Origin of the sequence: Streptomyces sp. NPDC101234 (assembly GCF_044767525.1) — a bacterium.
Classification (GTDB): Bacteria; Actinomycetota; Actinomycetes; order Streptomycetales; family Streptomycetaceae; genus Streptomyces; species Streptomyces sasae.
This window is the reverse complement of record NZ_JBIWOA010000022.1, coordinates 154,812-167,724: the sequence shown is the minus strand read 5'-3', so window position 1 is coordinate 167,724 and position 12,913 is coordinate 154,812. Positions and strand designations below refer to the sequence as shown.

10 protein-coding genes are annotated in these 12,913 nt (G+C 71.0%); 7 read left to right on the top strand and 3 right to left on the bottom strand.

Going from position 1 to position 12,913, the window contains the following annotated elements; translation table 11 throughout:
- Window positions 1-54 precede the first annotated feature (54 nt).
- The 3 genes from ACIRR9_RS34540 to ACIRR9_RS34530 all read left to right on the top strand — a co-directional run bounded on the left by ACIRR9_RS34540 (window position 55) and on the right by ACIRR9_RS34530 (window position 2,343).
- Window positions 55-660 (top strand): YdbC family protein, encoded by a 606-nt coding sequence (locus tag ACIRR9_RS34540; protein ID WP_365348185.1) that lies wholly within the window; start codon window positions 55-57, stop codon window positions 658-660.
- Between the two features lie 86 nt (window positions 661-746).
- Window positions 747-1,406 carry a histidine phosphatase family protein gene (locus ACIRR9_RS34535; RefSeq protein ID WP_365348187.1) on the top strand — a complete coding sequence of 220 codons (660 nt, stop codon included), beginning with the start codon at window positions 747-749 and terminating at the stop codon, window positions 1,404-1,406.
- Between the two features lie 10 nt (window positions 1,407-1,416).
- On the top strand, window positions 1,417-2,343 hold the full coding sequence (locus tag ACIRR9_RS34530; protein WP_403760078.1) for an ADP-ribosylglycohydrolase family protein: 927 nt from the start codon (window positions 1,417-1,419) through the stop codon (window positions 2,341-2,343).
- A gap of 657 nt (window positions 2,344-3,000) precedes the next feature.
- Here the strand turns inward: ACIRR9_RS34530 and ACIRR9_RS34525 are convergent.
- Complete coding sequence (locus tag ACIRR9_RS34525; protein ID WP_403760075.1) at window positions 3,001-4,560, bottom strand: MFS transporter; 1,560 nt, start codon at window positions 4,558-4,560, stop codon at window positions 3,001-3,003.
- A gap of 1,068 nt (window positions 4,561-5,628) precedes the next feature.
- On the opposite strand from ACIRR9_RS34525, the gene ACIRR9_RS34520 reads away from it, so the two are divergent.
- The 3 genes from ACIRR9_RS34520 (at window position 5,629) to ACIRR9_RS34510 (ending at window position 7,731) form a co-directional block, all read left to right on the top strand.
- Window positions 5,629-6,252 carry a TetR/AcrR family transcriptional regulator gene (locus ACIRR9_RS34520; protein WP_403760072.1) on the top strand — a complete coding sequence of 208 codons (624 nt, stop codon included), beginning with the start codon at window positions 5,629-5,631 and terminating at the stop codon, window positions 6,250-6,252.
- A gap of 82 nt (window positions 6,253-6,334) precedes the next feature.
- Window positions 6,335-7,036, top strand: a complete 702-nt coding sequence (locus ACIRR9_RS34515; protein WP_365348193.1) for a ribonuclease HII — start codon at window positions 6,335-6,337, stop codon at window positions 7,034-7,036.
- Window positions 7,037-7,104: 68 nt separating this feature from the next.
- Window positions 7,105-7,731, top strand: a complete 627-nt coding sequence (locus tag ACIRR9_RS34510) for a hypothetical protein (protein WP_403760069.1) — start codon at window positions 7,105-7,107, stop codon at window positions 7,729-7,731.
- A gap of 298 nt (window positions 7,732-8,029) precedes the next feature.
- On the opposite strand, the gene ACIRR9_RS34505 is transcribed toward ACIRR9_RS34510, so the two are convergent.
- The gene (locus tag ACIRR9_RS34505) at window positions 8,030-8,650 is read right to left on the bottom strand and encodes a hypothetical protein (protein WP_384565792.1); all 621 of its coding nucleotides are present in this window, start codon (window positions 8,648-8,650) and stop codon (window positions 8,030-8,032) included.
- 284 nt (window positions 8,651-8,934) lie between these two features.
- The gene (locus ACIRR9_RS34500) at window positions 8,935-11,100 is read right to left on the bottom strand and encodes a RecQ family ATP-dependent DNA helicase (protein WP_385687227.1); all 2,166 of its coding nucleotides are present in this window, start codon (window positions 11,098-11,100) and stop codon (window positions 8,935-8,937) included.
- Window positions 11,101-11,260: 160 nt separating this feature from the next.
- Between ACIRR9_RS34500 and ACIRR9_RS34495 the strand changes: the two genes are divergently transcribed.
- Complete coding sequence (locus tag ACIRR9_RS34495; RefSeq protein WP_403760066.1) at window positions 11,261-12,751, top strand: DUF4192 domain-containing protein; 1,491 nt, start codon at window positions 11,261-11,263, stop codon at window positions 12,749-12,751.
- Window positions 12,752-12,913: the final 162 nt, after the last annotated feature.

The window sequence follows — 12,913 nt, the reverse complement described above, 5'->3', positions numbered from 1 at the left end:
TGATCTCAGCCGGAGCGTGACCGACGCCACGCCCTATGGCCTTACGATGGCGCGGTGCTGGTCAAGTGGATTCGCTGCACCGTGGTGGACCGCCGGGGCTTCGAGCGGGGACAGCGAAAATGGGCGGGGCTTCTGGGGGAGCCGGGATTTCGGGGACAGGGCGGGGGCTGGAGTCGGCAGCGCCCCGGAGTGGCGCACATCTTCGCCTTCTGGGAGAGCCGTGCCTTCTACGACTCCTTCATGGCGCGTTCGCACGACCGTCTGGCCGCGTCCCAGTCGGGCACGTACAAGGACCAGCAGGTCAAGCTGTTCGAGTACCGGTTCGACGTGAAGACCGGCTTCGAACCGCGGTTCACGGACAGCGACCTGGTCAGGGTGGCCCACTGCCGCGTGCACGAGGAGCGCGTCGAGCACTTCACCCTGATGCAGGAGAAGGTCTGGAACCCGGCGATGGCCGGCTCGCCCGGCATGATCCGCGGCATGTTCGCCGAGGCCCCGGCGAACGAGTTCATGATCCTGTCGATGTGGCGGTCGGCCGCCGAGCACGGCAAGTACCGGACCGAACGGATCGAGCGGCTGGCGTTGCGTGCCCAGACGGAGGCCGACATCGCGGCCCTCACGGGCGACATCGTGGAGCTCGAACCGAGCTGGATCGTTTGAATATCCAACCCTCAATTTATGTGACCTGCGCTGTATGAGGGCCATCCGAGTGCTCGATTTTTCGTCATTCGATCTAGGGTTTTGGCATGGCACGACCACGGCGCATCGTCCTTGTCCGGCACGGCGAGTCAACCGGCAATGTCGACGACTCCGTGTACGAGCGGGAACCCGACCACGCACTGGCCCTGACCGACCGGGGCCGACGGCAGGCGGAGGAGACCGGAAAGCGCATTCGGCAGATCTTCGGCCAGGAGCGCGTCAGCGTGTATGTCTCCCCGTACCGCCGGACGCACGAGACACTCCGCGCCTTCCACCTCGACCCGGATCTCATACGGGTACGTGAGGAGCCCCGGCTGCGCGAGCAGGACTGGGGAAACTGGCAGGACCGCGACGACGTACGACTGCAGAAGACGTACCGGGACGCCTACGGGCACTTCTTCTTCCGCTTCCCGCAGGGCGAGTCCGGGGCCGACGTGTACGACCGGGTCGGCGGCTTCCTGGAGAGCCTGTACCGCAGCTTCGAGGCGCCGGACCATCCGACCAACGTGCTCCTGGTGACCCATGGACTGGCGATGCGGCTGTTCTGCATGCGCTGGTTCCACTGGACGGTCGCGGACTTCGAGTCGCTCTCCAACCCCGGGAACGCCGAGATGCGGATGCTCGTCCTCGGAGACGACGGCAAGTACACGCTCGACCGGCCCTTCGACCGCTGGCGGGACCCGGAGCCGCACTGGATGAGCGGCTAGGCTGGCCGCGATGACCGCTACCGACTCCTCGATCCCCGGGCGCCTGGAGCGCGCCCTGTCCAGCCTGCGCGGACTCGCCCTCGGCGACGCGCTGGGCTCGCAGTTCTTCGTCCCGGTGAACTATCCGCTGCTGAAGCGGCGCGAGCTTCCACCGGCCGTCTGGCAGTGGACCGACGACACGGAGATGGCCTGCTCCGTCGTCGCCGTCCTGGCTGCCCACCACCGCATCGACCAGGACGCGCTGGCCCACTCGTTCGCGGCGCACCACGACTTCGACCGGGGGTACGGCCCCGCCGTCAACCGCCTGCTCCGCCTCGTCCGGGAGGGTGGCGACTGGCGTGAGCTGGCCGCCGGGCTCTTCAACGGGCAGGGGTCGTGGGGCAACGGCGCGGCGATGCGGATCGCGCCCCTCGGCGCCTGGTACGCGGACGATCCGGAGCAGGCCACCCATCAGGCCGAGATCTCGGCCTACCCCACGCACCAGCACCGTGAGGCGGTGGTCGGCGCCATGGCCGTCGCCGCGGCAGCGGCGCTGGCGGCCGCGCCCGCCGGCCCGCCGAGCCCGGCGGCGCTCCTCGACGGTGTCGTCTCCCTGGTCCCCAAGAGTGCTGTCGGCCAGGGCCTGCGGCGCGCCCGCGACATGCTCGACTACGCCGACGCCGGCACCGTCGCGGCCGTACTGGGCTGCGGACGGCGTACGACCGCCCATGACACCGTCCCCTTCGCCCTGTGGTCGGCGGCACGCGCCCTCGGTGACTACGAGACGGCGTTCTGGGCGACCGCACAGGTGGGCGGCGACGTGGACACCACCTGCGCCATCGTGGGCGGTGTACTCGCGGGCGGCAAGGCGGGACGGCCACCGGCCGCATGGGCGGAGCGGACGGAAGCGCTGCCGGAATGGGTACCGACGGGGACGGGGACCGCTGTCGGCGGGTGACTGCCGGCGCGGGACCGCCCGAGTCGCGGCTTTCGCGGTCCGTCCCGTCCTGGTGGTGCAGCACCCCCGAGCACTTTCGAAACTCTCCGTGCCCGATGGGAACTCTGTGTGACCGCGAGGCGTTTTCCCGGCATCCGCTCCGCACTCCGTCCGAGTGCGGACGGCGGTGCGGGAAGCGGAGTCGCTGGGGGAGGTGGCGATGGTGCGGTTCGGACGGGCTCCTCTGGCTGCTCGGGCTCTTGGCCGGTTGACGCAATGCGGGGTGAGGGCGACGACCGGCGGTCCGATCGGCACGTCGACGGAGAACACCCAGCGCCAGTCGAGCCGGTCGGTGAGCATGCCGTCGGCCGGCAGACCGATGGCGCCGCCGTCCGCGGAGAGGGTGAACAGCAGGATGCCGGTCATGAGCACCCGGCGGTGGCCGAGGATGTCATCCGCCCGTGCGCCGAGGAGCAGCAGGCCGGCGAAGGCGAGCGTGCACGCGCTGACCGCCCATGTTGAGGTCCGTGGTGCTGAACTCGAAGGCGTCTTGGATGTGCGGGAGCGCGATGTTCACCCGGCCCATGGCTCAGCGCGCCACACGACGCCCGTAGGCCGACGAACCCGTGGTGGACGGGGTGTTCGGTCACGGGCGCCGTGATCGGGGGACCGCGGGGCTCACACGGCCGGGGCGCCACCCGCCCCGCTCAGGGCCTCCAGGTCGCTCTTGCGGACGCGTATGACGACGGCGGCGACGGCGAGCGCGAGGACCGCCATGGCGGCGGCGGGGATGAAGGCCGTGGAGATGCCGTGAGCGAGGACTTCGTGGCTCCACGGGGCCGGCAACTGGTGGGTCTTGGCGAACGCGGCCTTCTGCTCGGGTGAGGCCTGGGTCATGAACGACGCGACCTGCTTGGTCGCCTCGTCGCGGCTGGCCGAGCCGAAGACGGTGGTCAGGATGGACAGACCGAGCGAACCGCCCACCTGCTGGGTCGCATTGAGCAGGGCGGAGGCCGCGCCCGCCTCGTGCGGGGCGACGCCGGAGACGGCGGTCACGGTGACGGTGACGAAGTTGAGCCCCATACCGAAGCCGAAGATCAGCATCGGGCCGAGCACTCCGCCGACGTACGAGCTGCCTGAGTCGATCAGCGACTGCCAGGCCAGGCCGATGGCGACGAGAGTGGCGCCCGTGATCAGGAACGGCTTGGGGCCGAACCTCGGCAGCAGCCGCTGTGATATCCCCGCGCCCAACGCGATGACGACGGTGACGGGCAGGAAGGCCAGGCCGGCACGGATGGGGGAGTAGTCCAGCACGTTCTGCACGAACAGCACGATGTAGAAGAACATGCCGAACATCGCCGCGGCGAGGCTGATCATGATCACGTAGGTGCCGGAGCGGTTGCGGTTGGCGAACATCCGCAGCGGGGTGATCGGTTCCTTGGCACGGCTCTCTACGAGCATGAAGCCGGCGAGGAGCACCACGGCCGCGCCGAAGGCACCGAGGGTGAGCGAATCCCGCCAGCCGTCGGATGCGGCCCTGATGAACCCGTAGACCAGGGCGACCATGCCGAGTGTCGAGGTGGCCGCCCCGGTGAGGTCGAAGCGCCCGGGGTGTCGCTCGGACTCGTTGATGTAGCGGGGCGCGAGCGCCGCGATGAGGATGCCGATGGGAACGTTGACGAAGAGCACCCATCGCCAGTTGAGCCACTCGGTGAGGAGTCCGCCGGCCAGGAGGCCGAGGGCACCGCCACCCGCGGAGACGGCCGCGAAGATGCCGAACGCCCTGTTGCGTTCCGGACCTTCGGGGAACGTCGTGGTGATGAGCGCGAGCGAGGTGGGCGATGCGATCGCGCCGCCCATGCCCTGCAGGACACGCGCGGCCAGCAGTTGCCAGGGTTCCTGGGCGAGTCCGCCGAGGAGCGAGGCGAAGGTGAAGAGCAGGATGCCGGCGATGAAGGCCCGGCGGCGGCCGAGGATGTCACCGGCGCGGCCGCCGAGCAGGAGAAGGCCGCCGAAGGTGAGGGTGTAGGCGCTGACCACCCAGGTCAGGTTGGTGGTGGAGAAGTTCAGGGCGGTCTGGATGTGCGGCAGGGCGATGTTGACGATGGTGGCATCAAGCACCACCATCAGCTGGCACGCGGCGATGACCGTGAGCGCGATGCCCGGGTGCGACGAGCGTGAGGCCGGACCTTGCGGGGCAGGCGCGGGTGACTGCGTCTGTAGCTGATCGTGCGTCACAGGAGGTCCCCCAGAGACGAGGTAGTGAACGTCTGCGTTCACTAAATGGGACGATAGCGAGTCGGCCCTTGTGAACACAAGCGTTCTCTAACGGGGTTGTTCCTGGAGGGTGGTTGTGGGTTGAGGGGGGTGGTGGGTTGTGACGGCGGTGCTGCGTGGTGAGGCGGTGGGGAGCGTGACGCCGGGAGCGCGGGTGCGATCCGAGGTGCTGAACGGCAGCGCGCGGGCTTCGCGGAGAACGGCAGGATCAACCCAGTTCATGCCCCGGCCGAGTGGGCCATGTACATCCAGGCCCTGCGCACCGCCCACCTCCGCGCCGACGTCCTCATCCGCCTCCCCCTGCCACTCCACCTCGCCAACTTCGTCGCCCGCTGCATCCAGTGGTGCATGGAGCTTGGGCGGGTGAGAGTTACCTGCGCGAACGGCGGCCCCTCCCTTGCGGCTTCCGCCGCAGTGCGGATGCGGCGCGCAGGGTTCATGCGGGGCGGCGGCCTGATTGTGGTCGTGGGCAGCCGGGTCGGCCGCCCGGCGGGCCTGGAGCGCCGGGTTGTACGAAGACGCGCTCAGTGCAGGCGTCGCCGGTGGGTTGCCGCCGGCCGGTGCCGCATGTGCCCACTCCTGGTGCGACTCCGCTTCAAGGGTGGCGATCTTCACTCCCGCTTGGCGACTGCCTTACTTCCCATGTAACCCGTTCTCCACAGTGTCGTGGGGTTGGCATGCGCACAGAGAGGCAGGGGATTCGGACGGTTCCGGTGCCCGAGCCATCGAAAGAGGCGTCGTTGCCTGAGATGCTGGTCGAAGGTGTGGTCGACCCCCGTTTGTTCCCTGCGGACGATGGCGATGATGAGGACGGTGAGCGCGATGCCGGGGTGCCCCTCCCTGCGGGCCGCACCCCGTTTCTGGTCCCGTATCAGCTGAGAGGTTGTGACTGTGGATCCCCCGCGAAGGTGTTAGTGAACGATCGCGTTCACTTGGCTGTGTGTCGCGCACCCCGTCCCCCTTCGCTGTCGTGCGCCGCAGTCCATGTCCCGGAATCCCCGCTTCCCCCTGCTCGCTGGAGAAACTCAGATGGTTACCTCGCGCTGGACAGCCGCCCCCGCTCAGGCGGCCTCCCCTCGTCGGCGTGGTGCGGTGCTCGAACGCGCGATCCTGGACGCCGCCTTGGAGCAGCTCAGCACCGTGGGCTGGAACGGCCTCACCATGGAGGGTGTCGCCGCCGGCGCCCAGACCGGGAAGGCCGCGGTCTACCGCCGCTGGCCCTCCAAGGAGGACCTGGTCGCCGACGCGCTGCAGGCCGGTCTGCCACGTTTGGAGGAGGCTCCCGACCTCGGAAGTGTGCGCGAGGATCTGCTGGCTCTGTGCCGGCGGGCCCGGGACGCCATGTTCTCGCGCCCCGGCTTCGCGCTGCGATCGGTTATTCACGAATGCGATCCGGCGGAAGTCGAGCGGTTCCATGGCGTGATCTTCGACGGGGTGGTGGGGCCGACCACCAAGCTGATCGGTGACATCATCGCCCGCGGTATTGAGCGAGGAGAGGTGCGCTCCGACGCGGCCAACGGCTATGTGCTCGACGCCATCCCGGCGATGATGATGTACCGCAACAAGATTTCTGGAAGCGAATGGAACGACCGGGAGATCGAGGAGATGATCGACCAGTTCATGCTTCCGCTGCTGCTGTCGCGGGGAGTCTGATCCGCCGCCTCGGCGGCCCCGGACGCCGCCGGGGAGGCCGGGGTGTCGCTCGGGGATCAGTGCGGCGTACGCTAAGGGCGCCATGCCGTACGAACCACCTACTCACACCGTCGAGCGCTCCCTTCGCGCCACGACCGGAGCGAAGGTCATCGCCGGTGTCGACGAGGTGGGGCGCGGCGCCTGGGCCGGTCCCGTCACCGTCTGCGCCGCGGTCACCGGTCTTCGCCGACCGCCCGAGGGACTCACCGACTCCAAGCTGCTGACCGTCCGGCGGCGTACGGAACTTGCCGGGGTGCTTCGGGCGTGGGTCACGGCCTACGCACTGGGCCATGCCTCACCGGAGGAGATCGACGACCTCGGGATGACGGCCGCACTGCGGCTCGCGGCGGTGCGCGCCCTGGAGGCCCTGCCGGTCCGTCCCGACGCGGTCATTCTCGACGGGAAGCACGACTACCTCGGGGCTCCGTGGCAGGTGCGCACGGTCATCAAGGGTGACCGATCGTGTGTGGCCGTCGCGGCGGCCTCGGTGATCGCCAAAGTTCAGCGCGACAAAATGATGGCCGAACTGGGTATCGACCATGCAGACTTCGGATTTGCGGACAACGCCGGGTATCCGTCGCCCGTGCACAAGGCCGCACTGGAGGAGCGGGGACCCACCCCGTACCACCGGTTGTCGTGGGCGTATCTTGATGCGCTGCCCCAGTGGCGGCATCTCAAGAAGGCCCGCAGCTGGGCGGAGGGAAGCGTTCCGGAGATCGAGGGTCAGCTCGGCTTCGATTTCTGACCTTCCGGTCGCACTGTTGTGCCACCCGGTTCACTTCACCTGCACCAACGTTTGATAGATATCAGCTCATGCCTCTCATTCCCGAGGAGCCTCAGATTCACGAGAGTGCCCAGGGTCCCCGCGCCACTCCGGCCAGTGGCCGTACCGCGCCGACCCCTCGTCCCGTACCCGGCCCCCGCCCCGCGGCTCCGTCGCGTCCCGGTCGTCCCGGCCCTGTGCGGCCCGCGCCGCCGGTACAGCGCACGCCGCGTGACGCGGCCAAGCCAGGCCCCTCCGGCCCGGCCGTGTCCGCCGCGGCAGCGGCGGCCCCGCAGATCCAGCTGATCCCGGCCACGCTCGAGAGCGCTCTCGACGCGGCCGAGGAGACGGTGGACCTGCTCCTCGAATCCGGCCGTGCCCCCGGCGACGTGCTGGTGATCACCACCGGCGCGCAGCACCCGTGGGCCGACCACGAGCTGTCCTTCGGCGAGGCGGCCTACTGGGCGCAGCACGACGCGGGCGACGACGTCTTCTACACGGACGCCGCCGTCGCTTCCCGCGCCGCGACCCGCCCCGTAGTGGTCCTCGCCGTCAACGGCGGGCCCGACACCGCCGCCGCCACCGTCCTGCCGCTGGCCCTCTCCCGGGCCGGCGCCCTGCTGATCGTCTGCGGCGACCCGCAGCGGATCAACTCGGTTCTGGGCGCAGGCGTCTGAGTCACCTCCGGCGCCTCTGGGACTCCGGAGGTACCGAAGGGGCCGCAGCGGCGGACTTGCACGGCGCTGCCTTCGGCATGCCCGGACGCCCGGCGGTGGCCGCCGCCCGTCACGGAGCGGCCGTTCGGCAGACGGAGGATCCGGAACACGGGCACCGGTCCGGATCCGCCGAGCGAACGGACGCCGTGTTGTCCGCGGAGCGCGGTGAACGACCCCGCTGAACACGCCGTACGGCATGTTCAGCGGGCCATGCCCGGCGGCGCCTGCTCGACCGATGCCCCCTTGCGGGGACCGGGGTTCAACGGGCGGCCGCGCGGCGCAGTACCTCGGAGACGGCGCCTCCGGTACGAGGTGACAGCGGCGGGGCCTCCGACAGAGCGAAGGGTTCGGGAGGCGAGTCGGCGCTCGGGCGCCGTCCGCCGCGGCCCTCGCCGAGCACCTGCCAGCCGTCGTGCGTCAACGTGATGTACGCCCCGCAACGCAGCCCGTGCAGGGTGCAGGCGTCCCGCAGTCCCCACATCCAGGCACCGTCCTCCTCCGTCCAACGCCCGTCCCCCTCGCGGCAGTAGAGCAGTACGGCGGTCCGCACCGGGGTACGGCGGCGCAGGTCGTGCGGGATGACCCGGCGCAGCTGTGCCAGCAGCGCGTTGCGGAACATCCATCCGTCGGCCGGGGCCGAGCGCCGGGTGAACGAGGCGCTGGCGCACAGCCGTTCCTCCGGGTCGAGGACGGCCACGATCGCCGTGGCAGGCCTGGGCCGGTGCCTGGCGTGCAGCCCGCTGACGACCTCTCGGGGGTTGCGCAGCAGCGGTATTCCGGCCGCGGCCCACTCCGCGGGTTCGAGCAGACGGCTGGCGGAAGCGGCGGACGCGGACGTCGACAACGATGCCGCCGAGGACGGAGCGAATCCGAAGGTCACGTTCCTCCCTTCGGCTACGCGCCCACACTGCGGGCGAGATCGGATTAGGGGGGCGCGCACCGCAGTAAGGCCCTACCGGATCACGGACGAACCGTGCGGGGAGCGGACCTCAATTCTTCCTGTCGAACTTGAATGCGGCAACGAGCAAATGGGGCCACCGACTGTTATCTGGTGGTGCGTGGCTTATATCCCCACCTAGTGAGGCACCCGGCGGCCCCCGGGACGTTCGAGTACGGCACGCGCGTGCGCCGCACCCGGCCCCGTATTCGAACAGCGCCGGCCGGTCAGCCCTGAACTGCCAGGACCAGCGGCAACACCCCGCGCGCCCCGGACCTGCGGAGCATGCGCGCCGCGACCGCCAGGGTCCAGCCGGTCTCGGTGAAGTCGTCCACCAGCAGCACCGGCCCCTGAGCCTCGGCGAGGGCGGCGGCGAGAGCGGGCGGCACGGTCAACGCGCCGTCGAGGGCCTTGAGACGCTGGGCACTGTTGCTGCGCGACACCCGCGGCGCGTCGCCCGCGTACTCGACGGAGCCCAGCAGGGGCAGCCTGCCGATCTCCGCGATGCGCGCGCCCAGGGAATGGACCAGCCGGGGCCTGGAGCGCGAGGCGACCGTGATGACACCCACCGGGCGCGGCTGCGCTCCGGCGGCGCCCGGTGCCCAGCCGCCGGGGCCCTTCGCCCAGTCGGCCAGCATCTCCACCACGGCACGCGCCACATCGTCCGGCACGGGCGAGTCCGGGGTCTGCGGCGCGAGCAGCGGCCGCAGCCGATTGCCCCAGCCGATGTCCGACAACCGCCCCAAGGCCCGCCCCGCCGACGCCTGTTCCGCGGCCGGAATGCGGCCCTTGAGATCGATACCGATCGCCGGCAGGCCGGTCGGCCACATCCGGCGCGGCTCCACCTCGACGCCCGCGCGCCCCAGGTCGACCCGCGCGGCGTCCACCGCGGCCGTCGAGGTGTCCGCCGTGAAGCGCGGCCGCGCACAGTTGTCGCAGCGGCCACAGGGCTTCGCGCCCTCGTCGTCCAGCTGACGCTGCAGGAACTCCATCCTGCAGTCGGCCGTGGCCGCGTACTCACGCATCGCCTGCTGCTCGGCCTCACGCTGCCGCGCCACCCAGGCGTACCGCTCCGCGTCGTACGTCCACGGCTGCCCGGTCGCGATCCAGCCGCCCTTGACCCGCTTCACCGCGCCGTCCACGTCGAGGACCTTCAGCATGGTCTCCAGCCGCGAGCGACGCAGCTCCACCAGCGGCTCCAGCGCGGGCAGCGACACGGGACCGTCGGCCCGGGAGAGGACGTCCAGAGTCCTGCGCACCAGATCCTCCGACGGGAAGGCGAGCGAGGCGAAGTAGTTCCAGATCGCTTCGTCCTCCCGGCCCGGCAGCAGCAGCACCTCGGCGTGCTCGACACCGCGTCCCGCGCGGCCCACCTGCTGGTAGTAGGCGATGGGGGAGGAGGGCGAGCCCAGATGCACCACGAATCCGAGGTCGGGCTTGTCGAAGCCCATACCGAGGGCCGAGGTGGCGATCAGCGCCTTGACCCGGTTGCCGAGCAGGTCGTCCTCGGCCTGCTGCCGGTCGGCGTTCTCCGTCTTCCCCGTGTACGACACCACGGTGTGCCCGCGCTGCCGCAGGAAGGCGGTGACCTCCTCGGCGGCGGCCACGGTCAATGTGTAGACGATGCCGGACCCCGGCAGTTCGTCCAGGTGATCGGCGAGCCAGGCCATCCGGTGCGCGGCGTCCGGCAGTCGCAGCACACTCAGGCTGAGGCTCTCCCGGTCCAGCGGCCCGCGCAGTACCAGGGCGTCCGACGAGCCGCCGGTGCCGAGCTGCTCGGCCACGTCGGCGGTCACCCGCGCGTTGGCCGTGGCGGTCGTCGCCAGCACCGGCACGCCCGGCGGCAGGTCGGCGAGCATGGTGCGCAGCCGCCGGTAGTCCGGCCGGAAGTCGTGGCCCCAGTCGGAGATGCAGTGGGCCTCGTCCACGACCAGCAGTCCCGTCGCCGCCGCGAGCTTGGGCAGGACCTGGTCGCGGAAGTCGGGGTTGTTGAGGCGCTCCGGCGACACGAGGAGGACGTCCACCTCGCCGGCCGCGATCTCCGCCTGGATCCCGTCCCACTCCTCGGTGTTGGAGGAGTTGATGGTGCGGGCGCGGATACCGGCCCGGGCGGCGGCCTCCACCTGGTTCCGCATGAGCGCGAGCAGCGGGGAGACGATGACCGTCGGGCCGCTGCCCGCGGCGCGCAGCAGCGAGGTCGCCACGAAGTACACCGCGGACTTGCCCCAGCCCGTCCGCTGGACGACCAGTGCCCGGCGCCGGTCGGCGACCAGCGCCTCGATCGCCCGCCACTGGTCCTCGCGCAGCCGGGCCGCTCCCGTGTCGTCCCCGACGAGACGGGCGAGGACGGCGTCCGCCCGCGCCCGCAGATCCGCGTTGCTCGTGTGCTCCATGCGTCCCATACAACAGGACGGGACCGACAGCCGGGCGAGCTGTGGACGAGGCGGACGGCTTTGGCGTGTCCCTGATTCGACTTATCCACAGGCGGCTTGTCCGCAGGAGGTTTATCCACAGGCGCAAGCGGAACGGCGGGATCCGCGAGATTGTCGGCGCATGACGAATCACAGCGAAACCACCGGACCCTCCGAAAACGGCGACCTCACGGGCGATGCGGCCTCGCTCGGGCGGTCCGCCCACGACACCCAGATCACCCTGCGCACCCCGGCGGAACTGGCCGACGCGCTGCCCTATCTGCTCGGATACCGCCCCGAGGACAGCATCGTGCTCGTGGCCCTGCACGACCGGGGCGGCCGCGGCCGCTTCGGCGGACGGGCCCGGCTCGGCATCCCCGCGAACAAGGACGACTGGGAGTCGGCCGCACGCCAGCTGGCCCAGGGCCTGATGGCCGGGAGCGAGCGCCGGGGAACCCGGCCCGAGCAGATGGTCGCCTACGTCTGCCAGGAACCGGCGCCCGGCGAATCGGGCCGGGACGTCATGCACCGGCTCGCACCGCTGGCCCAACTGCTGCGCACCGAGTGCGGCCGCCTCGACGTGCCCGTGATCGAGGCGCTGTGCATCTCGGACGGCCGCTACTGGTCGTACTGCTGCCCGACAGAAGAATGCTGTCCTCCCGGCGGCGCCCCCATGGGCCTGCCCGGCACCTCCGTGCTCGCGGCCGCCGCCACCTACGCCGGCATCCAGGTGCGCGGCACCCTGCGCGAACTGCGGGTCAGGCTGCTGCCCTGGGAGACCGGCGCAGCGCTGGAACAGGAGGTCGCGCTGGACAGCGCCGGAATGGCACTGGTGCCCCGCATCCTCGACGACGCCTCCCGGGCGGACGTGGCGGAGGAGACCCTCGCCCTCGCCGAGCTGATCATGAGCCGGTACACCTCCGCCACCCCGGTGCCCGGCACCCACCGGGCGGACCTCCGCGACGACGACCTGCTCACCCATGACGAGGCCGCGGCGCTGATCCTCGGCCTGCAGGACCGTACGACCCGCGACCGCGCGGCCGCCTGGATGGAGGGCGACGAGGCCGGACCGGCCCTGCGCCTGTGGCGGGCCCTCGCCCGTCGTTGCGTCGGCCCGTACGGCGAACATGCCGCTGCTCCCTTGACGCTGGCCGGCTGGGTCGCCTGGTCGACCGGTGACGACCTGGAGGCACGCGAGGCCTTGGCGATGGCCCTGGGCGCTGACTCCGAATACCTCTTCGCCCGCCTGTTGCACCAGGCCTGCAACGAGGGACTGGACCCGGAGTCGATCCGCCGCTGCCTGCGTACGGAACGCGCGGTCGGCGTCGCGGTGGACAGCACGGCGGCAGCCGATGACACCGGTTCCGTCGATCCGGATGCGGATCGCGCGCCGGCCGCCGCGTCCGGGACCAGCGGTCGACGCCGCCCGCGCACCGCGGACAGCGCCGACAAGCGGCGGCACAGGCCGGAGCGCAGCCGCCCGCGACGGACGACGACCGGTCACACCCGACCCGGTTCACCCAGGCCCGGCGGCGCGCGCACGCGTACGGCGGAGAAGAGCGACCTCCGGGGCGGCCGAGCCGCACAGGAGGGCACGCGTACCGGGGACGGTCGTGGCGAGGGGGATGAATGAACGAGGGGCGGCCGTGGTCGGCACACGGACGGGCGTCGGCCGGTGTAGTGCGCCGTTGGGCGCGGAGCCTCATCGGGCGGCGGGAGAGCAACCGTGACCTACCGCCCTCCGGCCGGCGTCGGATCGGCCTGGCGGCCATCGGAGTCCGCAGGCGCGGGGAGA

Bases quoted from the DNA above. Each gene is read 5' to 3' on its own strand.
- ACIRR9_RS34510 (WP_403760069.1), top strand. From the start codon at position 7,105: ATGCCTCTCATTCCCGAGGAGCCTCAGATTCACGAGAGTGCCCAGGGT.
- ACIRR9_RS34515 (WP_365348193.1), top strand. From the start codon at position 6,335: ATGCCGTACGAACCACCTACTCACACCGTCGAGCGCTCCCTTCGCGCC.
- ACIRR9_RS34495 (WP_403760066.1), top strand. From the start codon at position 11,261: ATGACGAATCACAGCGAAACCACCGGACCCTCCGAAAACGGCGACCTC.
- ACIRR9_RS34535 (WP_365348187.1), top strand. From the start codon at position 747: ATGGCACGACCACGGCGCATCGTCCTTGTCCGGCACGGCGAGTCAACC.
- ACIRR9_RS34530 (WP_403760078.1), top strand. From the start codon at position 1,417: ATGACCGCTACCGACTCCTCGATCCCCGGGCGCCTGGAGCGCGCCCTG.
- ACIRR9_RS34500 (WP_385687227.1), bottom strand. From the start codon at position 11,100: ATGGAGCACACGAGCAACGCGGATCTGCGGGCGCGGGCGGACGCCGTC.
- ACIRR9_RS34520 (WP_403760072.1), top strand. From the start codon at position 5,629: ATGGTTACCTCGCGCTGGACAGCCGCCCCCGCTCAGGCGGCCTCCCCT.